This window comes from Candidatus Nomurabacteria bacterium, from assembly GCA_020632075.1.
GTDB lineage: Bacteria > Patescibacteriota > Minisyncoccia > Phycocordibacterales > UBA918 > OLB19.
Genome location: JACKGH010000001.1, coordinates 922769 through 946335, shown reverse-complemented (window position 1 = coordinate 946335; position 23567 = coordinate 922769). Strand labels below are relative to the sequence as shown.

Genomic DNA, 23567 nt, shown 5'->3' with positions numbered 1-23567 from the left:
AATTGGCCAGACGCGCACACTATACTCCATCTATACTAAAACGGCAATGGTTATGAAAGAAAAATTTACGAAGTATCGTATGTAAAGTTGACTTAACAATATGCTACTATGAAAAAGTAGACCGTTAAGTTACACTGGCAATCGCATGAAACAATCACCGTTACAAAATAACGTACACTCTTTCCGCACCAAGAATGATCTCACGCAGGTCGATCTGGCCGATGTTGTTGGCGTAACCAGGCAAACTATAATCTCGATCGAAAAAGGCAACTACGAGCCATCGGTCAGGCTGGCCCTAAAGCTTGCGTACGCACTTGGAGTGTCGGTTGAAGAATTATTTTATGAACGCTAATTGATCAGTATGTCAAAACTACATTTACTACTCCCTATCATCGTCGCACTCTTGGCACTAGCGTTTCTTGACCCCTTTGACTGGCTGATGCCGGGCATGCGAACCGAATTCATCCTCGGACTACTTGCGCTCGCGACCATTGCGTATGGTGCACTTCTGTTTAAGGAGCAGGTGCGCGATGAACGCGACGTGCAGGTGCGAGCATTTGCGCACCGTGCATCATACATTGTGAGCGTCTCAGGCCTGGTCGCGATCATCGCGCACCAGATCCTCACGATGGGTATGGTCTATCCAGAGATCGTGTACGTGCTCGTGCTCGTCGTCGCCACCAAGACACTGTGCCACTGGTATGGAGATACTAATTTTTAGACAGTGTCAGGGAGAATGGTGAGTACTTAACTACACCTTTTTCTTGTACGTGGCAGTACACTATCTCGGAGTATGGCTAGATCTATGGGTCTGAATTGACTTATAGTATACTTCGTGTTATTATAAAAATAACAAGATCTTTACCTTTTGAAAAACGCACGGGGGTGCACATGGTCACGTCAAAGAAAAGTGAAGAATCACTGCGCCCTGAGATGATGATCCAGGGAGCAGTTGGGATTGTCTTCATTGCCCTGCTCATTTACCTGAACATGAGCTTATGGGAATACGTAGCGCTGGCAGTCGGTGTAGCTACACTGTTTGTAAAAGGGAAAGAGGCAGAAAGTGCCTCCGACAAATACATCAGTGCAGCGTTCACCGTTCTACTCGCCTTGCTCTACTTCGGTTGTATGATCTGGCTGTATGTCCAACATGGACTGCTTGGAGTCATCTCCGCTATCGCGCTGGCGTTTCTCTACATGAACTACCAATCGATCAAATCAGCTTCGTGAGCAAGCAACGTGACGCAAAAGCCCGGAACAGATCCGGGCTTTTTTTATTGGCGTTGCACTAGTCGATCTCCAGATCAAGAGTCGACCCAAGCTCAGCAGAAGTCAGTCCGGTACGCAGCGCTACTTCAGCGATCAATGCAGCCTTTGTGGTGTACACCGTGTCATACTCCAACTTCTTGTTACCATACTCGACTCGCACTTCTGCCGTACTGCCTTCAACTCGAACCTCGAATTTCTTTACCGCCACTCCTTCATCTTCGTCCCGATCATCACTATCGTCATCAAAGTCATCGTTGTCTTCCCATTCGTCATCGTCGTCACTCCCACGACCGCTATGATGATCATCCTCGTCTTCCCATTCGTCTTCACCCTCCCATTCATCATCATCCGAATCATCTGATCGACTGTTCCGGTCTTCGATCTCAAAATCAAGTACTGCGTCGACCGCAGCTCGGTCGACATCATATCGACTCACGATTTCATCAATCACTTCAGAGCGAGTATCTGCAGTCGTTTCAAATGTACTCTTTCGATCATTAATTTCAATCTCTACAATCGTCGTGTCAAAGAAAACGTCTGCTTCAGCTTCAAACTGTAATGAATTCGATGATCGAAACTCATCTTCACTATCGTCATCTGAGTCATCGTCGTCATCGCTGCCTCGACCACGTGAATCATCATCGCTATCGTCACCTACTCGTAGACGCACTTCCCCATCACCGTCAATTCGCAAACGGAAGCCATCATCGCGTACCTCAATACGGTCATCCTTGATCTGCACGCGCGCGCCGTCTTCGGTTTTTACGTTCACTGTACTGTCACTGCGGCCGGCAATTTTCACGTGATCAATATCTGTCTGCAGTTTAGTAAGCACCTCTACACGTGCATCAGCATCTTCGTATCCCTCGAGTGAATCTAGCACTGCGGTGATCGCCCTTGCGATCCGCTCTTCGCCACTTTCGCGTACCGTCACTGAAGCTGAAGTCGACGCACTTGAAGAGGCAGTTGTTTCGACTTCGGTTGATTCGGTTTCTTCTTCAATAATTTCGCGCAGTTCGGCCAAGCGCTCAGCAGAGAACTGCGCGCGAAGCTCCGCTTCGCGCGCCTCCCCAGCAAAGGCAAGCTGCACACGTTCGGTTGCACGCTCGATCGGGAATAAGAGATCTCCTGGTTTCGCGTCATTTGAGGCAGCGACCGTCCCCGTCGTGCCGACTATCAATACTAATGCTACAAGTACTCCCGTCATAGTTTTTGTTTGTAAATAAAGAAAGACAGAATACGGTGACAGTGTTGGCGCAACTACTTTTGCTTCAATCGCACGCAGCATCGCAGCCTTCTCATCAGCAGTGAGTGTCGGTCGTTCCTGTTCTATTCGGTTGTCTAGATTATCGTTCGACATAGTTATGCGTTAAGAATAGAAGCAAGTGCCGCGCGTGCCCGATGATGACGCACTCGTACTGCCGATTCTGTCATGTTAATAATGGTTCCTATTTCAGCAAAGGTATACCGCGACCAGTGGTGCAACACAACGATCTCGCGCGAAACCTCATCGAGCGTTTCGAGTGCCTGCGCGACCGAGCAATTTTGTTCTACCGGAGAATCAGTTCTACCATGCACTTCTTCTGTGAGCTCGGTTGTTTCATGTTTCTTGGTCTTCGCGTAGTACGAGGCTAGTTGCCGGCGTACGATCGTAAAGAGAAACGCGTAGAACGCTGCGTCGGACTGATATGTAAATCGTGACAGGGACTTGTAGAGCTCTACGAACACGTCCTGGGTAACCTCGCTCGCGTCTTCATGATTGTTCGTGCGAAACGCTACAAAAGAGAAGACACGATCGACAGTGTGTTCATAGAGCGCAGCAAACCCCTGACTGGTATCAGCCACTGCGTGATCTATCAATGCTTTTATTTCGACTGACTCCATGGTGTCATTCACCTATACAATGTGACAGGTTTTACAAAACGTTACAAGACGCCAAAGATTGACAAATGTACAAGTACTTGTATTGTAGTACCAATCTAGTTCCCTGTTCTTACATATTTTAATCTGCAACACAGGAGATCGCGATGCCGATCGACATCAACATTAAAGGCCGACCGGCACGCATCATTGTTCCCAAAGAAAGAATCGGTGATCTCACCAAAAAACACTTTCGTGGGCGCGATTGCGCTTGTGCCGGCAATTTTTGCCACCCTGATTTTACCCACCCGTACAAGGTCATCCAGCATTTTCTGCCAGAGCTTATGGAGACGATCGAAGATCTGTTCCTCCGCTATGGCGAAGGTACGTTCAGCGAGACCTTCTTTGACCTTGATGAAGTCTATGGCTGGAGCGCAACGATTCCCGTTGACCCTGAACTGCGCGCCCAGACCGAACCGTTCATGTTGAATGCGCACGCGATCGCGTGGCGCTTCAGGTACAACAGCGACGTCCTCGCGCCACTGACCAACGAAGTAACCTTGGTGTTCAGTATTCGTGAACAGAAAAACAAACTGATCATCTTGGTCCATACGATGTATCCCGGCGCTGACGTCGGCGAACTCGATGGTGACGTGACCGATCGCGAAAACGTACACTTCTTCGACTGGGATCACCCGGGCGAAATGTTGCCGGAATAAATAAGAGCGTTTGCTGTACAGCAAACGCTCTTTTAAATTCGCAACTCGATCGTGCACGAGACTCGCTCTCCCGCCTGGATAGCCTCCGCCTTTCGCACCGCAGCTTTGACGGGAAGAATGTATGAACCAGATGTCTTCTCGGGAAAGATGGAAGTTTGCCAGGTCGTCTTTCCAACAGTAGCTACGACCGGCAACGAACCAAAGCCTTTTGCATACTTGCCGTACTTCTCTTTGATATCAATACCGACCTTTTTCGGAATCGGAAAGAAGTGCCACGCGGCATCACCGGGATAGATGAATACCTTTTCTTGTAGTTTGTAGACTGCAGATTTCACGTTACTGATCTGATGCATCATCACACGCACCTTCTGTATATGAGACCACACGATCATTTGCACAGGCGTAACAGCTATTGCTGAACGTCTCCGAAACTGGGTCACACGGCGTAGTAATACACTCTACCTGCACCTGCCCACAGACGGGAGCATACAGATCGATACACGCAATTTCTTCTCCCTTCGGACGATCAGGACAATACGTAACTTCATCATTGACAGACTCAGGACACGCAGCAAATTCACAATTCGGTCCGACACGACCAACAAATGAGCCGTCAGGACACATCTTGGCGTCCATCGTACACGCCACTACTGGCGGTGACGCTGGCTCTGGTTCAAGCAGTGGCGGTTGCGTCAAGACGCCATACTCTGCATCCTTGAGCCACTCCATCATGGTCTCAACATCTCCGTTTGGATAATATGACAAAAAACGTCCGGTTACATTTTGGAATAATTGATCGAAACCGGCTTCGGAAATACTGGGCCCAGCACTATGCATTGGTTCATTCATTGGCGCAACGTAACGCACCTCATCATGCGATGCATCATAAAAGTAATTTCCGATCACCGCGTCTACCTCATTGAAATCTGCTGCGACCAATCCCGGAAACACTTGCATCAGCATCGCTGGCTCATACCCTTCGATCGGCGCTCCGATCTCGATACGAACCGCCTCTTCAACCTCAAATTTGAAGGCAGCACTTGGTGCTGTTGCAGGCTCACTAGGCGAAGGAACTGGCTGCGGCACCACTGGCTCTGGAACTGGCGGGGTTGTAACTACGCGCATAAAGACATAGCCAATAAAGATAAGAATGATGAATCCGGAGAAGAGTTCGAATTTGTTTTTCATAGTACCTCTATGATGCCTGTCGATGGCGGGCGGCGCAAGCCGTCCGCCTGTGTAACCACCAACACCCGCTACCCAACAAGCTCGATCTTCTCCTTGCGTGAAAGTTTTTTTATCGCTGCTTCACGCTGCATAGCCTCAGAGCGAGTCGGGAAGGATTCAGAGTAGACCAACGTGACCGGACGGCGGGCGCGCGTGTAACGCGCGCCCGCCGTCCGCGCGGTCTTCGTCTGCCCTTCTCCATTATGCTCAGCCACTCGTTTCTCGAGATCAGTAGCATAGCCAGTGTACAAACTACCGTCCGCGCAGCGCAATATGTAGACAAAATGCTCTTTACTCTTCATCACGATCTCGACCCCACTGCCACTTCAGTGGCTCACCAGTCTTCCAGGTAATAACCAGCAACAAAACCGTCGCAGCCACTACGAGTGTAATGAATTTGGTTGGATCAGTTTCAACTCCACCAGAGTACTCTGTGTACAACACCGCAATAAGAATAAACAATAAATACCCACAGAGTACCGCCCAACCAGCTGGTGTCGCTGGTGTCCAACCGTAGCCATAAAGCTTGCGTTTGAACCAATACCCCTCAGGATTATCCTTGATATACACCAGGTAATCATTCCACAGCTTCATATATGTAAGTATGTACCTACCCTGCGTGAGTGTAAAGCCTATAACCCACTTGCATTATTTTTTTCTTTGTGTATACTTGACACTAAGTTAGTACTTTGCTAACCTACAGACAGTTACAAAAGACTAAAGGTTGCCACAAAGGCAGCCTCACATCTTCCCGTAACTTAGTGTACTTTATACGTTAATAAGTCATCTGATGCCGGTCTCAAGCGAGACCATACTTTATCAGAATACTTAGTGTAAGTAATACACTTCTTGTGAGCTGGCGCGCTTGGGGTTTTTCACCCAAGGCGCTCCACCTCACCGGAAGGGTGAGGCTGTTCTTTGAAAATCACATACCGCATACAACACTTCCCTAACGAGGCTGTAGCCTCACTACTTCTCAAATGGAGAACGATAATGAAAGTACACCTGCTGGTCATTGACCCCCAGAACGATTTCATGGATCAACCGAACGCCGCACTGCCGGTTACCGGGGCCATGAATGACATGAAGCGGTTGGCCGCCATGGTCGACCGCGTCGGCGCGAAGCTGCAGAAGATCCACGTGACCCTCGACAGCCACCACCTGGTGGACATCGCTCACCCGGCCTTCTGGCGCGACGGAAATGGTGTGTCACCGAATCCGTTGACCATCATCTCGTCTGACGCCATCAAGGACGGCACCTGGGTACCGCGTCGCCCGGAACTGCGCGACTACGCTATCGGCTATGCCGAAGATCTGGAACGCGGCGGAAAATATCAGTTGATGGTGTGGCCGCCCCACTGCCTCATTGGCAGCTGGGGCCACAACATTCAGGCTGACCTCTCCGCCGCACTGGATCGCTGGAGCGAGGCTCGTGTTCGCAACATCGACTACGTCACCAAGGGTACCAATGTGCTCACGGAGCACTACGGCGCACTCATGGCTGAAGTGCCAATTCCGAACGATCCTTCGACACAACTCAACGGCCGCTTCCTGCAGATGCTGCAAGAAGCGGATGTTATCGCCGTCGCTGGCGAGGCATCAAGCCACTGCGTGAAAGCGACCGTCGAACAGGTTGCCGATAACATCGGCGCGGAACATATCAAAAAGTTCCACCTGCTGACGGACGCCATGTCACCGGTCGGCGCCGTGACCGCACCAGATGGTTCGATCATTGTCGACTTCCCTGCCATCGCTGACAAGTTCCTCAAGGACATGGCCAGCCGCGGCATGAAGCTGTCGAGCACGGTCGACTTTCTGGCCTGAAACTGAAGTGGGCGGCGAGCTAACGCTCGCCGCCCACACAACCACTTCCGATCAAGAGGAACCTACCATGAACGATTCAATGAATGACTTTTCCTTTGGCAGTGGCTTCCAGTTCTCTGGCGCCACCATCGATAACCTCGAAGCCTCCGAGTACACCCTGGTCACCATCGCCCTCGATGAGAGCGGCTCGATCAGTGGATTCGAATCGCAGATCGAGGACATGCTGAAGGCCGCCGTTGGCGCATGCTTCAGTTCACCATACTCGAACAACCTGCTCATTCGTGTGATCCGTTTCGGCTCACAGTACAGCCGTCAGAATGGCAACGGCGTCGACGAGATCCACGGCTTCAAGCCGCTCTCGGAGATCGACGTGAACGCCTACCCCAATCTGCGTGGCGGTGGTGCAACACCGCTCAATGACGGTGTCTACTCATCGGTTGGCGCTATGAACCAGTACGCTGAAAGCCTGGTCGATCTCGACTTTGCCGTTAACGGCATCACCTTCGTCATTAGCGACGGCGGCGAAAACGCCTCGGTCGCAACGGCGAAGATGGTCAAGGACGAACTGAAGAAATCGGTGACCGGCGAAGTGATGGAGTCACATCTGTCGATCCTCATCGGGATCGACACTGGATACAGCGGGGATAAACAAAACCTCGCCAACTTCCAGCGTGATGCAGGTATGAGCCAGTTCATCTGGGCCGGCGAAGCGACCAAGAGCAAACTCGCGAAACTGGCAGAGTTTGTTTCGCAGTCGATCTCGTCTACCTCCCAGGCACTGGGAACCGGCGGACCGAGCCAAAACATCTCGGCCACCATCTGAGGTAGCCTTCGGCTACATGTTCTTTTACCGGAGGCGCTTCGCGCCTCCTTTTATTGTACAAAGTACACGAAGGAGAAACCTATGAAACTCTCTACCGACCACAGCTTCCACATTGGGGAGCAACACTTACGCCAAGGCAAACCTTGCCAAGACTATGCCCTTTCGGGCAACCTCGGGCGTGAAACTGCCTACGCGATCGTCAGTGACGGCTGTTCCTCAGGCGGCATGACCGACATTGGTTCGCGGCTGGTAGCACTCGCTACCCTGCGTTCGCTTGAAGAAGGTGCACTGTTCAACATGTACCACGACCTGGTCAACGCACCATCGCGTGACGCGTACCTCGAGTCATACCGCACTTCACTGAAACTCGAGACTGCCGACCTCCTTGCCACCAGCATGTGGGCAGTGGTGAACGAACGAAGCGCAGCAGTGCATGTCACTGGTGATGGTGTCGTTGCTCTAGAGTACGAACACGCACTCTGTGTAACCACACTCAACTGGAACAACAATCAGCCGTACTATCCGGCCTACCGACTCGGCAAATTGGATCAGCAATTCCAAATGGCACACGCTCTTTCGCAAGAGCCCTTCACACGTACCGATGACATCATCCATGCTGACAACACAGTCACATCAAAGTCTGGCAGCTTCATCGTGGAACGAGGCATGGAAGGCATGCGTGTGTATGGCGCCTTGGAGCATCCCGAGTATGGAAAGCTTCGCACCGTCGCACTCTTCTCTGATGGTGTCGAGCAGATCGATCAAGTCGAAACCATACCGGCAATCAAGGCACTCCTGTCCTTCAAGAGTGTCAGCGGGCAATTCGCGGTCCGGCGAATGAACCGGTTCATGCAAGACGCCAAGAAACGCGGCCGCGGACCGATAGACGATATCGCGTACGCCGTCATTCACCTAGACAATGAGGAGGCAGATCATGCCAGCGATCAAACGACCGACGAAAGTAACGCTTGAAGGTCATGGTGACCTCACCTTGCGGACAGCTGACTATGTCACTGAAGGTGGCGAAGGAGCGATCTACCGCAAAGGAAACCATATCATCAAGCTCTATCATGACCCACAGAAAATGCAGCAAGACAACATGCCCGAGAAGGTTCGTCTCCTGGGATCGTCGCTGACACATCCGTCGATCGTCACGCCGAAAGGATTGGTGATCGGCAGCAAAGGAGCCATCGGATACTACATGCCCTACGTGACTGGCGAGGCGTATCCAAGGCTTTTCACCAACGACTTCCGCAACCAAAACGGCATCGACACACCCGGTGTGACCCACCTGGCTACGAAGATGCACGAGGTCGTGGGATACGCGCACGGGCAAGGAGCCCTCTTGGTCGATGCCAACGAGCTCAATTGGCTGGCGGACATCAAAGATGTCCGCCAGCCAACTCCCTACGTCATCGACGTAGACTCCTGGCAGATCGACCGCTTCAAAGCTTCCGTTATCATGCCATCCATTCGAGATTGGCACGGAAGTATCAGCGAGGCTTCAGATTGGTTCTCCTGGGGTATCGTCACGTTCCTCTTGTACACCGGGATCCACCCGTACAAAGGCAAACTTGACGGCTACAAACCGGGTGAACTGGAGCAGCGCATGAAAGACAACGCGTCGGTCTTTGTACCAGGCGTTCGTCTCAACAAGGCAGTTCGCGACTTTGGGATCATCCCAGGTCCACTCCTTGATTGGTACCAAGCGACGTTCACGCAAGGTGAACGGACGCTGCCACCCTCGCCGCAAGCGACCGGCAAAGCCAATACCAACCTCGGTCAGATCATGCGCGTCGTCACCACGCAAAGTGGTGGACTCATCTTCGAGCGATTGCTCGAGGTACATGGCGAACAGGTCGTATCGATCTGGCCGTGTGGCGTAGTCCGTACCAATGCTGGCACACTGGTCGATGTCGCTACCAAGCGCACCATCAGACAAACCAGCAGCGGACGCGTCGCGGTGGTAAGTCGTGACAACGGCTGGGTCATCGTGGAAGAGCATAATGGCAACTGGCTATGGCGCTTCGTCTCTCGGCAAGGCACCGAAAGCATGCTTTCGGTGCCACTTACGGCAACCACCGTACTCCGCAGTGGTGAACGACTCTTCGCAGTCACCGAGTCCGAACTCATCGAACTCACCCTGCAAGCGTTCAGCAAGCCAGTACTCACACTGGGAAATCGGTGGCAAATACTCGGGAAGAGTACGCGTTGGTTTAGTGAGGTTGGAATAAGCGACGTCCTTGGTGCCATGCACTTGATTGCGCCATATGGTGCTGATGCCGTCGCTATGGTGCGCACCGCTGAACTCGACGGACTCACTGTCGTGAACGCCAAGGCTGGCACACGGTTTGTTGTCGTCGTGACGGTAAACCAAAACGGTGAGTACGAAGAGCACCGCTTTGCATTCGATAAAAACTGGAAGCAATACCAGTACGATCGCGAGCTGGTGGATGGACCCGAACTCAACCTCACCATCCTCCCAAAAGGCGTGACTGCCTCAATCAAGGATGACGGTGAGCTCATCATCGCGGTGCCATTTCAGGGCGATAAGAAGGTGGTGTCTGATAAGGACATCGGTACCAACCTACGCCTCGCACATATTGGAGACAAGGTGGTCTATCGCAAAGATGGTGCCTTGTGGCAGTTGCGGATGCGGTAAGTAAGATGGATCTTGTTCTTTTGCCGGGCGCTTCGCGCCCGGCTTTGTTCTTGACTTTCATTCCTCTCGCACGTACTGTGCCAGAAGACAAAATGCCGACAGGAGGCAATCATGATCGATCTCATAGACAGATACCGTGGCGCACTGGTTGGTGTGCATGTCGGTGATTCACTTGGGGCGCCAGACGAAACATTGAACGCGAAACAGGTTGCTGACGCAATTACATGTAGAAGGGGCCTGCGGATGATCAGTTTTCGAAGCCCCTGGGACAAAAAACCTGACAGCCGACTCTACCCCGCTGGCTTCCCGACCGATGATTCCGACCAAACCGCAGATCTCGCTGCCAGCCTGATCGAATGCGGAGGCTTGGATACAGACCACCTGCGCATAGCACTGCAGCGTAGTGCGGTGCAAAAGATCAGTCGCCTGCACACTCTCGAAGCGATGGGAGTCGATTCAAAGACCACTCTCTGGAAAGCGCTGAGCGACGACCCCATGATACAGGCAATGGCTACCAGTAACGAGATCGGCACCAACGGCAGCCTGATGCGCTCCGCACCGATGGCGTTGTGGTTTGGACCCGGCATGCGCAGCAAGTTACCAAGTACCCGACACTACGATCTAGTACGCAGCATGTCAGCAGTGACACATGTGCATCCGCACAGCATCGAAACCTGTTGGGTATACACAAACGTACTTGGAATGCTATTGAACGACGATCCGTTTCCACTCGATGCGCTGGTCGGGCATGAGCCGGTCACTGTCCGTATTCGATCTAGACTCGAGGATTCGTATGACTTCCCCTACGACCCGGGGGGTTGGCCAGCTCGCGGCACGGCCGAGTTCTCACTCTATGTGGCACTCTATTCCCTCAAGCATGCCAAGAGTTTTGCCGAAGGGATCGAGATGGCGATCAGGGTCGGCGGCGACACCGACACCTACGCCGCCATCGCAGGTGGACTCCTCGGTGCCAAGTTCGGCTATGAGAGTATTCCCGAAGAATGGCGCAACACCATTCTCGGGCATGATCAGATGGTCACCTATGCAGAGCAGCTCTACGAGAGGCGGCGGAATAAGTGATCTGTTCTTTCTTCAACAACCAGGCCCGGTGCGCAAGCGCACCGGGCCTTTACAAACAACAAGACAGATATTGACTTTTTTACGAAATATGTTACCGTTTCCGGCGAATTGTTCGCAATTCGTAGTTTGTTTCTTCATTCCATCTTATAGGAGTTCGCAATGAGCGAAACCGCAGAATACGTATCACTGAAAAACAATGCCGACCTCGCCGCCTACGTGGCTGCCCGCACGAGCCCGTACCGCAAAAAAGCGGTGACACTCGGCCGGCTGGTCCGCCCCGAGGAGGTGGGCCAGGAGCTGGTCACCTACGTGCCCGACAAGGAAACCGGTGGGATTCGAAAGGAGACGTCCAACGTCATGAGTGAAGATCAAATCGTCAGCCGCAATCCCGACACGATCGGCACCGACGGAGACCACGACGTCTACAACGAGTGGCTCCAAGGCAAGGCAACCTGGCTCAAGAACTATGGTGAACTCCCGCCGAGCAGTAACGGATTCACCCCGTTCAAGAAACTGGCCCTGATCGAAGCAGCACCGGTCGACGAGACCATCCTCGAGATGCTCGGCAGCACTGACGGCAAAACTGCCCTTCTCGGTGTCAGCTGGGGGGAAGGCTTCATGGAAGTCTACCTCGGTGGTTACATCGCCACCGCCGGCTACGGTATTTCGCCGGCTGACATGAACAGTACATACGAACCTGCGTAAGCAAACGACGACAAACATCTAAAAACTCCCTATTGCTGGGAGTAGAGCGAAGCTTAGGCTTTGCCACGTGAATCGTCATGACATCGCCACCTTGCCTGAATAGGCTTGGTGGCGATTTTTCTTATGTGACCTTTTGGTTTATGCTTGGGGTATCCTAAGCTATACATTCTATGAACGAACGCCCCCCTTCTCTACCGAATGATCCTGAATCGATCTCGCTAGAGTCTGCGATCAAACGACTGCAGCAGCTACGACAACGTGAAAGTAAGGGTGCCGACCCGGCTGAACGTAGTGAATACCTACGAGAACTGATCGCGAGCGGTGCGCTTGCTGCCTGGAAGCAGGACGAAACCGTCGACACCAAGATCACTATTGATAGTATCGGCTTGAGTATTCATATAGACGCACCAGACTCACGAGGATTTCATACCCACCTCCCGATCGAAGAGCTCACCAGTGAACAAGTGGCGCGGATCGCAGAGCAAAAGCTCCTCTTTAAACCAGAAAGAGGACACTACGATCCAAGCACGATGGAGTACGATAAACCGATCTCCTCTTCACAATGTGAACTGGCGCTGCGAGTTGCCGAACATGAAGGTGACGAAGAAACCATGGCGCAAATGGAAGCATTGCTATTGCACGAATGTAGTGAGGCGATCCAGATTCACCCACTGTATGGTGACATCTATGACTACGGCACTCGAAGCCCACTCACCTACAGACGAGACAGAGAACGCACTCCGCCATCAGATTACAACTTCGTGAAAGACGTCATGCGGAGAGATGCTGATGTGATGACTCGATATGCAATCGCATCCTCACACTTGCCTCACACCTTTGTACGCCGTGAACTTTTAGCAGCAAAAGAAAGCCAACCGAAATGGCTCGGGGACTTTGTGCGCACACTTGTTAATACTGCAGAAAACCTGAATCGTAGCATGTCAGAAAGTGACAAACTTAATTCAGTCCGTCGAAAGTATGCATGGAAAAACATCAAAAATAGTCATCAAGGAGCTGCGGTAGCTAAGGATGTCTTCAATGCAAGAAATAAAGAGGATCAATACTCACGTCAAAATTATGAAGCGGCAAAGATCATAGACTCGCTACTCTCAGTCTTTTCTGTCGAAGAACTTGAAGAACTTGGATACGACATTGACCGTAGCGAACATGGCAAAGGAGCTTCATTCCTAACATTTCGTAATCATGAGATCGAACAGCTTCGCGGTGAAGATACGCCATATTTAACATACAACCGCATCTTGCTTAAACCAGATAAACAACTGCGTACAGAGCACGCTCGTGAAACGTTTACACAAGTCAAAACCGTAGCGCGAAAAGATTTTGAAGATTATGAAGCGCTCCTACTCCCCCACTTAGTATTTCGAAGTTTAGCTTTTGATGTGGCCAGTGACGCTAGACGGTTGGGCAACTACATCGACTGGGACTACAAAAGTGATCCCGACGGAGAAACAGCTGAGGAAGAGATGCTCGACCATGTGAAAGGAATACTCGCTATTGCCATCACTGAATTTCCAGAGGATGAGTATGACCAGATCGCTCTGCAAGCAAAAAAACTTACCACCCGATCACCTGAAGAACTGCAAGCATTTGCTACATTAGTGGTGAACCTGGTATTTAAATACGACAAGACTTTCGTCGGTCCGATGACTGATGTCGTGCACGAGAAACTCCCAGAGATCAAACGTACACCTATTACCTTTGGTCCTGAGTACGCTACATCGCTCGAGCAAGTGTTTGGCGATTCACCTGAATCATTCGACAGGACAACCGCTGAACTTGCAACTTCGATCAACATCATTGAGACCGGAGGCAAACAGTTGCCGTATGCTGCAGAGGGTCGCGCGCTTCGTGCACTAGGCCTGCAACAACGGCCAGGGATCGTGGTCACTGGTGGCGCAAAGAACCTATCGATCGACAATCCTGATCATGCCACGCAAGCAGAGCACATGGCAGATGAGATCCTGCAAGCAGCCATCGAAACCAAAGCCAACGTGCTGATCCCTGGCACAATGGTAGGCATCGGCGCGGTGCTAGCTAAGAAGTATCAAGCGTACATACAAGGTCTGACTGAAGATGAACGCAAAGACGCACCGCACTTCTTTGCTATTGAACCGGGCAAAAACCTGTACTATCCAGGTAATGAGGATATTGATTGGGAGTCTGGCAGTATCTTCCCTGTCACCGGTGTCGACACCATCGCAACTCCATTTCATGCAGGCTGGAGTAAGAGCGAAGACGCTGAGACCGAACAACGCCGGCACAACCACTATCGCCAAGCGATCATGAATCGCATCAGTGCTGGACACGGCATGGTAAGCGTCGTTGCCAACGGTGGCAGATGGACCCTACTTGAAAATACTGAAGCTGCGAAGGAAGGCTTCCCGATCATCTCACTCGGCGACAGTGGACGCGTAGGATCCTTACTTGACCACCTTGCCACCGACAGTGCGATCTTTGACATGAAAGCTGATGAGGAAACGGCACTTGAGTATGTACTGACATACGCGTCTGCTCTCCCTGATCATGACGAGTACGCACAAACACTGACGTTACTTCAAGAAAATAAGGCGTTCCGAGATGACTTCTATACACTGATACAAAATCTCAAGCCAGGACAGCTTCACAGCAGCACAGTCAACACTCTAAATGAATCGATCAAGTCTGCCTTGCTAGCGCAGCAAGCAACCAATGAGAGTAACAAATAAGGATTAATTCATGATCAAAAATGCCCGGTGCGCTTGCGCACCGGGCTGTTTGTTTCCTCCTGTATCAAAACACCATCACATAGCTACCTCGAGCATCGAATCAGGCTCTTGCAGCTGCTCCGCAAGCTCGTGATACCGCTGTGTTTTCACCCACGGCAGGACGCTTTCCCGGAAGTCCCAGCCAAAGCTCCGCTTGTCGACCAAAGGACCGGGCACGCTCTGCACCCGCTTGAAGATGGCGTTGTGAAAGAGGGTGAAGCAACGCTCCAGATCCTCGAGCCATACCTGATCACTCGGGAACAATGCACGCAGCGTACCAGGCGGCAGTTGCAGTTCTGACTCGAGCGTACCGTCGAGGTACTGCTCCACGAACCACTCTGCCGGCCGTCTGAACGCGACTATCGCTCGAACCATCTGGTCATGGTATCCGTTTTCTGTGACGGTACCGTAAGCAAACGGATCACCACGCTCACCAACACCCGGTGCCGTGAGTTCGTCCATGGGCGGACGATCGATGATCGACTGAGGGATCACTTCCCTGTCGAAGACCTCACGATTGAGGTAGTCTGCGAGCCGATAGACATCCTGCTTGAGACAGTTCATCCACGGTGCAAACGTACCGCGCAGATCACCGTTGAGGGTTCCATACCCGAAAGCGATCTCGGTCCAGTTGGCATTGCTGGTGAAAAATCCACCGACCTGACCGGCGATTTCAGACAGTACTTCCATGCGTTCCTTGGCCTGACTGGTCTTATGTTGACTGCTGCCTGGCACAATGCCGACCAAGCTGCACCGAGCATCGACCATCGCATCGATCGGCACTACTCGATACTCTACTCCGAGCCGGCGACACAACTCTGCCGCATCGTCTTTGGTCTCCTTGGAGTTGAAGTTTCCGTACGGCATGTTGACCGCGATGACTCTTCCCTGACCCATCAGGTACGTGAAGAACGCGACCGACAATGCCGAGTCCATGCCACCACTGACACCAATGACCACCTTCTGCTTCGCTCCATCCGGCAGCGTATCAAGGAAACCACGCGTGGCTACCTCGATCGCCTCAAAGAGCTCAGCCACATCCGGCTGCATTGAACGCTGTTTAGGAGAAAGGTCTGCACCGAAGTCGACCACAATAGTCTCCTCGACGTACCGTGTCGCAAGCGACACGATCTCACCAGCAGCATTGTAGGCAGTCGAAGCACCGTCGAAGGTGATAAAGTTCTTGCCGTTGTTCTGGACACCAACATTGTTGACGTACACAAACGGCAACCGAGTCTGCCTGCAGATGTCTGCCACTACCTGGTCACGCTTCTGATTTTTCCGCCAGCTCCAATTGGACGCAGACAGATTGATCAGAATATCGGCGCCGTTGTCTTTGAGGATCCGGGACGGCTTGACCTGGTAGTCGAGATCCCACATATCCTCGCAGAGCATGACTCCGAGCTGGTACTCTTTGCCATCTATGCGTACAGAGACCGGCTGGACCAAGTCGTCGACCACCAAGTCGAGCTCCTCGGCCAATTTACGAGCATCGAAGAAATGACGCGCGTCATCGAAGATGCGGTAGTTTGGAAGCAGCGTCTTGACCACAAACGGCAGGCCAGTAACGCTTTCGATCAGTTGACCGTTTTGCGCCACGAACGCAGCGTTGTATTTACGAAAGCGTCCGTCCTCACCCACCCGCTTAGGGTCTGGATCAAGTCCGATGCCGCCGTAGATCAGGACTGCGTTGATCGATCTGGAAGCTGCTGCGATGTACTTCGCAGCCGCCCACATTTCGTCGACAAAACCCTCGTCTTCGTACCGATCACCAGCAAGATAGTGGCTTAGCATCATCTCTGAACCAACCACGATGTTGGCGCCCTGTGCGACTGCTCGTTTGGCTTCCATCAAGAAACGACGAGCATTTTCAAACGGACTGTTGGCAATGGTTATTTGCACCATTGCGACTTTCAAATTGCGTACTTTTGCCTTCATTGGAATAGTCTCCTCTATCTCAGTTTTGATACTTATTTGTAAAGAACAATTCATCTCTTTAAACAGCCAAAGTATTTAGCTGCTTAAAAGATGGGCGGAGGGAAGAATTTCCCTCCGCCATATTGAGCCTGTTTAGCTACTCGTCATTATCTTGCGAGAAACTAAAGAACCAGGTCACTGGCCAACTCGGCGCCTCGCGACGCCATGAAGTAGAGACCCATGTAATCTGTCACGTCACGTGGATGTGCAGCGACTGATGGCAGACCGATCTCCTCTGCCACACCACGCGGCAGATCATAGGTCGCAGTACCCGGCACATCGACAATGATACGCTGCAGTGTCGGCATGTAGCCACCACCTGCCTCAAGCGTACGACCATGATTGCGAGCCGACAGCATACTCAGCACGAAGTCCATGTCACAGATGTCGGTACAGATACCTTCCACCACCACGGCAGTCAGGCCATTTGCGTTGACCCAGTCGACCACCATGTTGGCATTGGTTTCAATATTGATACCACCGACGAAACCGTTGATACAGTCTTTCGGCATGATGGTTACACCATCAGCGTCCATCAGCCACTGCAGTGCCGGTACCAGCTCATCTTCACCAGTACCTTGCTCGCAGTGCGGCGGATACGGATGTTCGGGAACCCCCGGAACGTGACTGTCCAGGAAAACCAATACCGGCCATCCTTTTGCCAGAAAAGCCTTGGCTGTATTGCAGGTGCGATCGATCATACTGTCGATGTCGTCGTCTTGCGCCACAGGAGCCAGGTTACCAGCCCCGACGGTACAAAAGCCGTTGTTCTCATCGACAATGACCAGACCTGGTTTTTCGCCAGAGATGTCAGCTACCGAAGTAGCGATCGGCACTGCCACCCGCAACTGACTCATCAAACTTTCATTCATGACTCTCTCCTTATTTTAAAGAACAATCATCTCTTTAAGCAGCCAAAGTATTTAGCTGCTTAAAAGATGGACGGAGGGAAGAATTTCCCTCCGCCTTTACAATCAACCACTCGACCGACTACCGATCAGTACACCACGTCTTCTCGGAACGTATTGGTATACCCGAACACTTCCTTGTAGTACTCGATTTCTTTCGGGTCTCCGACCGCCTTGGCCAGGTTGTTGGAGAACTTCACCGCCGGATTACCAGCTGCCTCTTGGATCTTCATCACCAGAGAAAGCGGCTTGATGAGGCCGACGTCAAACGTGAAGTTCGTACCCATGCCAAACGCCACACCAATCCGACCAGCGAAATGCTGATACAGATCAACTGCACGCTGCGGATTGAGTCCGTCGCTGAAGATGATCAACTTGTTACGTGGATCGATGCGCGCCTTTTCATACAGCGCGATTGTATCCTCACCATACTGGATCGGATCACCTGAATCGTGCCTGAAGCCACGGAAGCTTTCGAGATACTTCCTCGGTAATTCAGCCCGGAAAACATCTGATCCATACGCATCGTCCAGAATGATCAGAGCTTTGTGTCCATACAACTCTTGCCACTGCTGCAGAATGGTGTACAGCGTGTCACACATTGCATTTGGACCGATGTGTCGAGCCAGTGCGACCAGAGCCATGACCAATTCGTGTGCATTGGTACCCTGTGCTTCCACACCATACTTGTTGGCCAGGTACATGTTCGACACGCCCGTTATTACCTGCGGCACTTCATCAAGGAGACGTGCAGTAACATGCTCTTCACCCGGACCGCTGACGCGACGACGCAAACCAAACTGCATAATTCGCAGATACAGATTACGCTTGAACAGATCGATCTTTTCACTCAGACGACGATCCATCTCGTTGAACAAATCCAACTCAGAGATGTCGTGCTCCGCAGCATACCCACGAGCATACAACTCTGAAACGATCGGCAGGATTTGTGTCTCCCACGGCGTCGTCGAAAGCCAGTTACCTTCCGCTTCGATCCGAAGTGTATCTCCGTTTTTCTCGATGAGCGGCATGTCCATCCGCAGTTCCTTGAGTGCGCTGAGAAACTCAGGCTTAAAAAGACCCCAGGATTGATAGATGGCGATGATATCATCCGTGAAACGCATCGCTGCCACTGCCTCACACTGTTCGCGTATCTCATCGACGCGCACGTACTTGCTGAGTGGCACCGCGGTTGTGCGATTGGTGAAGCCGAATTTTACCTTCAGATTGGGATAGTACGTCCAGATGAAATACATCATCATGATCTTGTAGACGTCGTTTTCATCGATGCGACGAATGATCGGCGCGTCTTTCTGCCAAAGCAGACCATCTGCACGAGCTGCCATGTTACACCTCTCTTGTTGATTGGTTGATTGAATGTAAAGAACAATTCTAGAGTTCCTCGGGAACTCTCATAGGGGCCGGAAAATCGCGGAGCGATTTTCCGGCCATTTCTGAGAATTTCAGAAGTTCGATATCTGCCCCAGCTTCCGCTGTCGATCACGGTACCGGAGCAAGTACTCAAGCAAGACATGATGCTCTGGTGTCAGACGATCCTTGAGATCTGCATTCAGATCACACCATTCGTACTCACCTTCGCCCATGTCGTCTGCGAGGCACACCTCGCCAGATACATACTCAAACCCGCAAAGCGTCGTACTCTTACTGAGTTCTGTACCTCGAATGCGCGGATCATCTACCGGGATCAAGGCACCGATGATCACTGGATTGCGCACCTGCAGGTTTCCACCGGCTTCTTCTCGAAGCTCACGAAGCGCTGCGTCGATCGCATCTGCATCTCGCTTGTCGAGATAGCCACCGAAGAATCGCAGTGGCAAACCAGCATCGCGCCGAGCCAACAAGACTTTCGACATATCGTGGTTGTACACCACCGCATCGACCGTCGGATCAATGATGCCAAAGTCACCGCCGACAGAAGCAACACCAGCCAACAGACCGTGCAGAAACACACGCAAACCTTCCGGATCAGCCGGCACAGGATCTTGCAGCAACTGCTGTCGGATCGAGGTTGCAGAATAGTCACCATATGGCTCGTATTCTCGGGTCGGCAGAACGCCTGTATACGAGCCGCGAAACGAATCACGCGAGCCGCACAAGGTGATCTCAGCATCAGGGAATAGATCCAGGAGAAACGCATCGAGTCTCTCTGACCATTCCCGGTTCGATATGCCGCTATCCTGAAACGGAAACACTTCGGCTTCTGGTACATGCACCCCAAGTACCATTTTCAGATACTTGTACGGCAACCAGTTACGTTCATGGGGGCGATAGTTGCTCTGACCAGCCAAGACAATAAACCGATCAAAATCATCACCTGCTCGCCACATCAGACTCATGTGTCCAGGATGCGGCTCAGGCAACTGTAGTCGTGCGATCACGACCCCAATTCTTTCTCGCGTACTCATAATGGACTACTCCAATGTATTTTGAGCGTAAAACAAACTTGGCAAAAAGTAACATTTAATCGCTTTTTGTCAATGTATTGTCGATCAAGGTGGGTAATTAAAAAAGAACTACTTTGTGTTATTCTTACACTATCTTATACAAATGCTAATTTATTGTCAAGTGTACACTAAGTGTAGCGTTGTGCTTCATAGAAAAAGCGGGCCCGAAGGGCCCGCTGTAAGGATCACTGCACCAAGTTCATCTTCCCCTTAAGCGCCTCGACATACTGTCGATGTCCAAAGGTGGCAAACAAAAGTGGCTGAGGATGTCGACTGATGGTCAAGGATTCTCCTACTCGTGGACCTTCAGCGATCTGGAGTGAATCCGCAGCGATCGTGAGCGGCTGATCATGCTTGCTCGCTATCACTTGCAGCGTGACCGTCCCACCAGCAGCCAGCTTCTCGGTGACCACTGGTCGCATATTGAACATCGGAGGATTGAGCGCATTGATCACCACATTAGAACTCTCTGGTGTGATGATCGGCCCGCCCGCAGACGCGTTGTATGCGGTCGATCCGGTCGCAGTTGCGACCAGCACTCCGTCACCAGACAGTCGGTCAAACAACGGTTCCCCATCGATCAGTACAGCAAAGGTCGCGATCCCTCTCGTCGGATGCCACAAGGACACCTCGTTTGCAAACGGACCATACTGCTCCCCTTTCCAGAAGAACCGCAGCGACAGTCGTCGTTCGACCGAGAATTCACCACGTATGATCCGCTCCACCACCTGATCAAGTTCGCTTGATTCTGCAGAGGTAAGGAATCCTACCCCGCCGGCATTGATGCCGAGCGTCGGTACTCCCCTGCCTGAGAAACGAGAAACCGTTTTCATCATGGTGCCATCACCGCCAAGCGAAACAGCCAGATCGACTCGTTCATCCCGGAGATCATCAGCCAGAAACACTTCACAACCTGCGACCTCGAGCTTGGAACGTACTGCCTCTAACAGCGGTGCAACGTGTCCATACTGATCACCAGCAGCGGCAGTGATCGCGACGATCTTCACACTCGACATGTCGCGCACGATCGAATAGTAGTTGGAATCAAAGAGGCGTACTTCGCCGCCAATGATCTTGAGCCACTCTTTCTCGTGCACTCCTTCAAACGTGAAGCCAGCTTTTTCAAGCAAACCGCGCGTCTTGTGGTTTTCGGTGTAGTGGTACGCAAAGATGCGCACCAAACCAAGCGTCTCAAATCCAAACTGTACAAGCAGTTTAAGTGCCTGGATCGCCAAACCACGACGCCAGTAGGCCGGCGCGACCCACACACTCACTTGCGCCTTGTGTCGATCGATATTGATGAACGCCACTGAACCAGCGACTTCTCCATCAACATCAATGACATAATCAACTCTCGTAGACTGCGGCGAGACCGTGTCTGCTGTCAGCCTAACCCACGCTCTCGCGTGTTCCATGGTGTACGGAAACGGAATGTTTGAGACATCGCGCGCCACTCGTGTATCATTGATATTTCGCTGCAATGATTCAGCATCATCCTCACGATACGCGCGTAAATGAAACCCTTCTCCCGGCAAAACCGGCAAGGGTATTGCACTAGTGATATGTAACATGTTCACATCTCCTCTTTTCGAAGGACTTAGTGTTAATCTGACGCTATCATATGTATTCCTGACCTAATGTCAAGCAAATGGCCGGCCATTTTGCCACCTCGATCTATCCGATCAATTCAAGCTCCTGTAGTTTCTTCGAGGTGAATTCATAGAGCGCAGCAGGACGATTCTTCACCCCTTCCTGCACTGTACCAGTATCCTTTACCACATCGAGTGCCAAGATCTTCTTGCGGAAATTTCGCTTATCAAATTCCTTTCCTAAAATAAGCTCATACGCACCTTGCAGTTCAGACAAAGTAAAGTGCCGCGGTAACAAAAACTGCGCGATGGTCGTATACGAAAGCTTTCCCTGCAGACGCTTCAGTGCCATCTGAAGCATGTCATCGTGATCATAGGCCAACTGCTTCAGCTTCTTCACCGGCATAAACATCGCGCCCTCATGCGCATAGCTCGCAGCAGTATCTGGCCGCACCAGCCCAAGATAGGCTACCGACACCACGCGGTTACGTTTATCTCGATTGACCGCGCTGAAGGTATATAGCTGTTCAAGATACACTTGCTTGAGACCACCCTTCTCGTGCAACACTCGATCACACGCTTCTTCAGCAGTTTCCTTAGCATCTACCAAACCACCTAGGAAGCCGAGAATATTCACGTAGTGTGGCGGACGATTCACTGGCGATACGAGCGCGCACAGTTCACCATCGACGATACCAAACACCACCGCGTCGATCGCCATGGCAGCAAAACGTAATTTTTCTGGGGCTTTTTTCATACTTGTTAAGTCTACACTAACTCAAATAAAAATGACAACGATTACGACTTCTCAGTTCGCTCGAGTCGTTTGTACAAAGTGAGGAAAATACTCTTCTGAAAATCAGTAATGGCTTTGTTCTGGATGATCGTAGCCGTGAGCGTATTGAAATCAAGTAGCGAGATCTTGTCGCCATAGATGAACTGGATGACATTGTGTTCAAAGAGCTCATCGCTTTCATCGAAGTACCGAATTGAGCGCTCGAGTCGTTTCTTCTTTTGCTCCCCCACATACGCACTGGTGATGACTTTTCGCTCCAGCTGCTTGCTGTCACGGATCGGTCGGTATTCAGCTGGTACGAGAGAATCGACGTACTGCTGATCGCTGGCAGAGCTGTACCGATAGAAAATATCTCCCTTCTTAAGATGTAGAACTACATCAAGAAAGCATGCGCTAAGCCCTTCCTCGCCAGTCAAAGTTTTGATCGTGCTGACCGCCCGCTTCTTTGGCTGCTTCTGCATCAGTTCGGGCAAGATCGCTTGCGCGTCAGCCAGTGCTGCTTTGGCTCGCTCGACCACCACATGTGGCGGCGCGGCGCTGTACACCTTTCGACGGCCGTGTAGCTCATGTGTGACCAGACGCTTTTCCTCCAGGCTCACCAAGAGTTCCATAATGCGCGGCCGATGGTATTCGGTCTCTCCGACCAAGTCCACGATCTGCTGCTCGGGAGATTGTAGAAGTAGTAAATACAGCTCTATTTCCGCTTTGGTGAGCGCGAGCTGAGAAAGTGTTTGTGTGATATCTGCCATAATGTACTAATTATAGTACATATATTTCTATATAAATCAATATTTTTAAATATAAAATAAGAACATTCGTTACACATTTCCTTATATGGACTGTACTTAATAAAAGAATTTAGTATTGTGCTACTCGGATAGTTCATTGACACACGGAG

24 protein-coding genes are annotated in these 23567 nt (G+C 51.5%); 11 read left to right on the top strand and 13 right to left on the bottom strand.

What is annotated here, in order from left to right:
* Window positions 1-145: 145 nt before the first annotated feature.
* From H6786_04650 to H6786_04640, 3 genes are all read left to right on the top strand, one after another.
* The gene (locus tag H6786_04650; GenBank protein ID MCB9816657.1) at window positions 146-352 is read left to right on the top strand and encodes a helix-turn-helix transcriptional regulator; all 207 of its coding nucleotides are present in this window, start codon (window positions 146-148) and stop codon (window positions 350-352) included.
* Between the two features lie 9 nt (window positions 353-361).
* Window positions 362-721, top strand: coding sequence for a hypothetical protein (locus H6786_04645; protein ID MCB9816656.1), 360 nt, complete (start codon window positions 362-364; stop codon window positions 719-721).
* A 170-nt stretch (window positions 722-891) separates the two neighbouring features.
* On the top strand, window positions 892-1230 hold the full coding sequence (locus H6786_04640; GenBank protein ID MCB9816655.1) for a hypothetical protein: 339 nt from the start codon (window positions 892-894) through the stop codon (window positions 1228-1230).
* Between the two features lie 58 nt (window positions 1231-1288).
* Here the strand turns inward: H6786_04640 and H6786_04635 are convergent, their stop codons facing one another.
* Window positions 1289-2629 (bottom strand): hypothetical protein, encoded by a 1341-nt coding sequence (locus tag H6786_04635; GenBank protein ID MCB9816654.1) that lies wholly within the window; start codon window positions 2627-2629, stop codon window positions 1289-1291.
* Window positions 2630-2631: 2 nt separating this feature from the next.
* Entirely contained in the window at window positions 2632-3153 is a 522-nt protein-coding gene (locus H6786_04630; protein MCB9816653.1) for a sigma-70 family RNA polymerase sigma factor, read from the bottom strand.
* A gap of 320 nt (window positions 3154-3473) precedes the next feature.
* Between H6786_04630 and H6786_04625 the strand changes: the two genes are divergently transcribed.
* A complete protein-coding gene (locus tag H6786_04625; protein ID MCB9816652.1) occupies window positions 3474-3848 on the top strand; it encodes a hypothetical protein in 375 nt (124 codons plus the stop codon).
* A gap of 32 nt (window positions 3849-3880) precedes the next feature.
* On the opposite strand, the gene H6786_04620 is transcribed toward H6786_04625, so the two are convergent.
* The 4 genes from H6786_04620 to H6786_04605 form a co-directional block, all read right to left on the bottom strand.
* The gene (locus H6786_04620; GenBank protein MCB9816651.1) at window positions 3881-4201 is read right to left on the bottom strand and encodes a DUF1905 domain-containing protein; all 321 of its coding nucleotides are present in this window, start codon (window positions 4199-4201) and stop codon (window positions 3881-3883) included.
* Window positions 4185-5036 (bottom strand): hypothetical protein, encoded by an 852-nt coding sequence (locus H6786_04615; GenBank protein ID MCB9816650.1) that lies wholly within the window; start codon window positions 5034-5036, stop codon window positions 4185-4187. Before H6786_04615 ends, H6786_04620 begins: the two co-directional genes overlap by 17 nt.
* A gap of 68 nt (window positions 5037-5104) precedes the next feature.
* The gene (locus H6786_04610; GenBank protein MCB9816649.1) at window positions 5105-5377 is read right to left on the bottom strand and encodes a GIY-YIG nuclease family protein; all 273 of its coding nucleotides are present in this window, start codon (window positions 5375-5377) and stop codon (window positions 5105-5107) included.
* Window positions 5367-5669, bottom strand: a complete 303-nt coding sequence (locus tag H6786_04605; protein MCB9816648.1) for a hypothetical protein — start codon at window positions 5667-5669, stop codon at window positions 5367-5369. Before H6786_04605 ends, H6786_04610 begins: the two co-directional genes overlap by 11 nt.
* Window positions 5670-6068: 399 nt before the next feature.
* Here H6786_04605 and H6786_04600 point away from each other — a divergent pair, with 399 nt between their 5' ends.
* The 7 genes from H6786_04600 (at window position 6069) to H6786_04570 (ending at window position 14895) form a co-directional block, all read left to right on the top strand.
* On the top strand, window positions 6069-6899 hold the full coding sequence (locus H6786_04600; GenBank protein ID MCB9816647.1) for a hypothetical protein: 831 nt from the start codon (window positions 6069-6071) through the stop codon (window positions 6897-6899).
* A gap of 67 nt (window positions 6900-6966) precedes the next feature.
* Window positions 6967-7722, top strand: coding sequence for a hypothetical protein (locus H6786_04595; GenBank protein MCB9816646.1), 756 nt, complete (start codon window positions 6967-6969; stop codon window positions 7720-7722).
* Between the two features lie 81 nt (window positions 7723-7803).
* The gene (locus H6786_04590) at window positions 7804-8694 is read left to right on the top strand and encodes a protein phosphatase 2C domain-containing protein (protein MCB9816645.1); all 891 of its coding nucleotides are present in this window, start codon (window positions 7804-7806) and stop codon (window positions 8692-8694) included.
* Window positions 8657-10384: a serine/threonine protein kinase gene (locus H6786_04585; protein MCB9816644.1), complete on the top strand. Its 1728-nt coding sequence runs from the start codon at window positions 8657-8659 to the stop codon at window positions 10382-10384. Before H6786_04590 ends, H6786_04585 begins: the two co-directional genes overlap by 38 nt.
* A 111-nt stretch (window positions 10385-10495) precedes the next feature.
* On the top strand, window positions 10496-11464 hold the full coding sequence (locus H6786_04580) for an ADP-ribosylglycohydrolase family protein (protein MCB9816643.1): 969 nt from the start codon (window positions 10496-10498) through the stop codon (window positions 11462-11464).
* 357 nt (window positions 11465-11821) lie between these two features.
* On the top strand, window positions 11822-12169 hold the full coding sequence (locus H6786_04575) for a hypothetical protein (protein ID MCB9816642.1): 348 nt from the start codon (window positions 11822-11824) through the stop codon (window positions 12167-12169).
* 170 nt (window positions 12170-12339) lie between these two features.
* Window positions 12340-14895, top strand: coding sequence for a hypothetical protein (locus tag H6786_04570; protein MCB9816641.1), 2556 nt, complete (start codon window positions 12340-12342; stop codon window positions 14893-14895).
* 75 nt (window positions 14896-14970) lie between these two features.
* Here the strand turns inward: H6786_04570 and nadE are convergent, their stop codons facing one another.
* The 7 genes from nadE to H6786_04535 all read right to left on the bottom strand — a co-directional run bounded on the left by nadE (window position 14971) and on the right by H6786_04535 (window position 23418).
* Window positions 14971-16878: an NAD(+) synthase gene (nadE, locus tag H6786_04565; protein ID MCB9816640.1), complete on the bottom strand. Its 1908-nt coding sequence runs from the start codon at window positions 16876-16878 to the stop codon at window positions 14971-14973.
* 155 nt (window positions 16879-17033) lie between these two features.
* Window positions 17034-17783 carry an isochorismatase family protein gene (locus H6786_04560; GenBank protein MCB9816639.1) on the bottom strand — a complete coding sequence of 250 codons (750 nt, stop codon included), beginning with the start codon at window positions 17781-17783 and terminating at the stop codon, window positions 17034-17036.
* A gap of 125 nt (window positions 17784-17908) precedes the next feature.
* Window positions 17909-19165 (bottom strand): nicotinate phosphoribosyltransferase, encoded by a 1257-nt coding sequence (gene pncB / locus H6786_04555; protein ID MCB9816638.1) that lies wholly within the window; start codon window positions 19163-19165, stop codon window positions 17909-17911.
* Window positions 19166-19282: 117 nt separating this feature from the next.
* On the bottom strand, window positions 19283-20245 hold the full coding sequence (locus tag H6786_04550) for an NUDIX domain-containing protein (GenBank protein MCB9816637.1): 963 nt from the start codon (window positions 20243-20245) through the stop codon (window positions 19283-19285).
* A 224-nt stretch (window positions 20246-20469) separates the two neighbouring features.
* On the bottom strand, window positions 20470-21855 hold the full coding sequence (locus H6786_04545) for a GNAT family N-acetyltransferase (GenBank protein ID MCB9816636.1): 1386 nt from the start codon (window positions 21853-21855) through the stop codon (window positions 20470-20472).
* Window positions 21856-21958: 103 nt separating this feature from the next.
* Window positions 21959-22630 carry an NUDIX domain-containing protein gene (locus tag H6786_04540; GenBank protein MCB9816635.1) on the bottom strand — a complete coding sequence of 224 codons (672 nt, stop codon included), beginning with the start codon at window positions 22628-22630 and terminating at the stop codon, window positions 21959-21961.
* Window positions 22631-22671: 41 nt separating this feature from the next.
* The gene (locus H6786_04535; protein ID MCB9816634.1) at window positions 22672-23418 is read right to left on the bottom strand and encodes a hypothetical protein; all 747 of its coding nucleotides are present in this window, start codon (window positions 23416-23418) and stop codon (window positions 22672-22674) included.
* Between the last annotated feature and the right edge of the window lie 149 nt (window positions 23419-23567).

Excerpts from the sequence above, each read along its gene's own strand:
- H6786_04650 (MCB9816657.1), top strand. The coding sequence starts at position 146 with ATGAAACAATCACCGTTACAAAATAACGTACACTCTTTCCGCACCAAG.
- H6786_04645 (MCB9816656.1), top strand. The coding sequence starts at position 362 with ATGTCAAAACTACATTTACTACTCCCTATCATCGTCGCACTCTTGGCA.
- H6786_04640 (MCB9816655.1), top strand. The coding sequence starts at position 892 with ATGGTCACGTCAAAGAAAAGTGAAGAATCACTGCGCCCTGAGATGATG.
- H6786_04635 (MCB9816654.1), bottom strand. The coding sequence starts at position 2,629 with ATGTCGAACGATAATCTAGACAACCGAATAGAACAGGAACGACCGACA.
- H6786_04630 (MCB9816653.1), bottom strand. The coding sequence starts at position 3,153 with ATGGAGTCAGTCGAAATAAAAGCATTGATAGATCACGCAGTGGCTGAT.
- H6786_04625 (MCB9816652.1), top strand. The coding sequence starts at position 3,474 with ATGGAGACGATCGAAGATCTGTTCCTCCGCTATGGCGAAGGTACGTTC.
- H6786_04620 (MCB9816651.1), bottom strand. The coding sequence starts at position 4,201 with ATGCATCAGATCAGTAACGTGAAATCTGCAGTCTACAAACTACAAGAA.
- H6786_04615 (MCB9816650.1), bottom strand. The coding sequence starts at position 5,036 with ATGAAAAACAAATTCGAACTCTTCTCCGGATTCATCATTCTTATCTTT.
- H6786_04610 (MCB9816649.1), bottom strand. The coding sequence starts at position 5,377 with ATGAAGAGTAAAGAGCATTTTGTCTACATATTGCGCTGCGCGGACGGT.
- H6786_04605 (MCB9816648.1), bottom strand. The coding sequence starts at position 5,669 with ATGAAGCTGTGGAATGATTACCTGGTGTATATCAAGGATAATCCTGAG.
- H6786_04600 (MCB9816647.1), top strand. The coding sequence starts at position 6,069 with ATGAAAGTACACCTGCTGGTCATTGACCCCCAGAACGATTTCATGGAT.
- H6786_04595 (MCB9816646.1), top strand. The coding sequence starts at position 6,967 with ATGAACGATTCAATGAATGACTTTTCCTTTGGCAGTGGCTTCCAGTTC.
- H6786_04590 (MCB9816645.1), top strand. The coding sequence starts at position 7,804 with ATGAAACTCTCTACCGACCACAGCTTCCACATTGGGGAGCAACACTTA.
- H6786_04585 (MCB9816644.1), top strand. The coding sequence starts at position 8,657 with ATGCCAGCGATCAAACGACCGACGAAAGTAACGCTTGAAGGTCATGGT.
- H6786_04580 (MCB9816643.1), top strand. The coding sequence starts at position 10,496 with ATGATCGATCTCATAGACAGATACCGTGGCGCACTGGTTGGTGTGCAT.
- H6786_04575 (MCB9816642.1), top strand. The coding sequence starts at position 11,822 with ATGAGTGAAGATCAAATCGTCAGCCGCAATCCCGACACGATCGGCACC.
- H6786_04570 (MCB9816641.1), top strand. The coding sequence starts at position 12,340 with ATGAACGAACGCCCCCCTTCTCTACCGAATGATCCTGAATCGATCTCG.
- H6786_04560 (MCB9816639.1), bottom strand. The coding sequence starts at position 17,783 with ATGAATGAAAGTTTGATGAGTCAGTTGCGGGTGGCAGTGCCGATCGCT.
- pncB (MCB9816638.1), bottom strand. The coding sequence starts at position 19,165 with ATGGCAGCTCGTGCAGATGGTCTGCTTTGGCAGAAAGACGCGCCGATC.
- H6786_04550 (MCB9816637.1), bottom strand. The coding sequence starts at position 20,245 with ATGAGTACGCGAGAAAGAATTGGGGTCGTGATCGCACGACTACAGTTG.
- H6786_04545 (MCB9816636.1), bottom strand. The coding sequence starts at position 21,855 with ATGTTACATATCACTAGTGCAATACCCTTGCCGGTTTTGCCGGGAGAA.
- H6786_04540 (MCB9816635.1), bottom strand. The coding sequence starts at position 22,630 with ATGAAAAAAGCCCCAGAAAAATTACGTTTTGCTGCCATGGCGATCGAC.
- H6786_04535 (MCB9816634.1), bottom strand. The coding sequence starts at position 23,418 with ATGGCAGATATCACACAAACACTTTCTCAGCTCGCGCTCACCAAAGCG.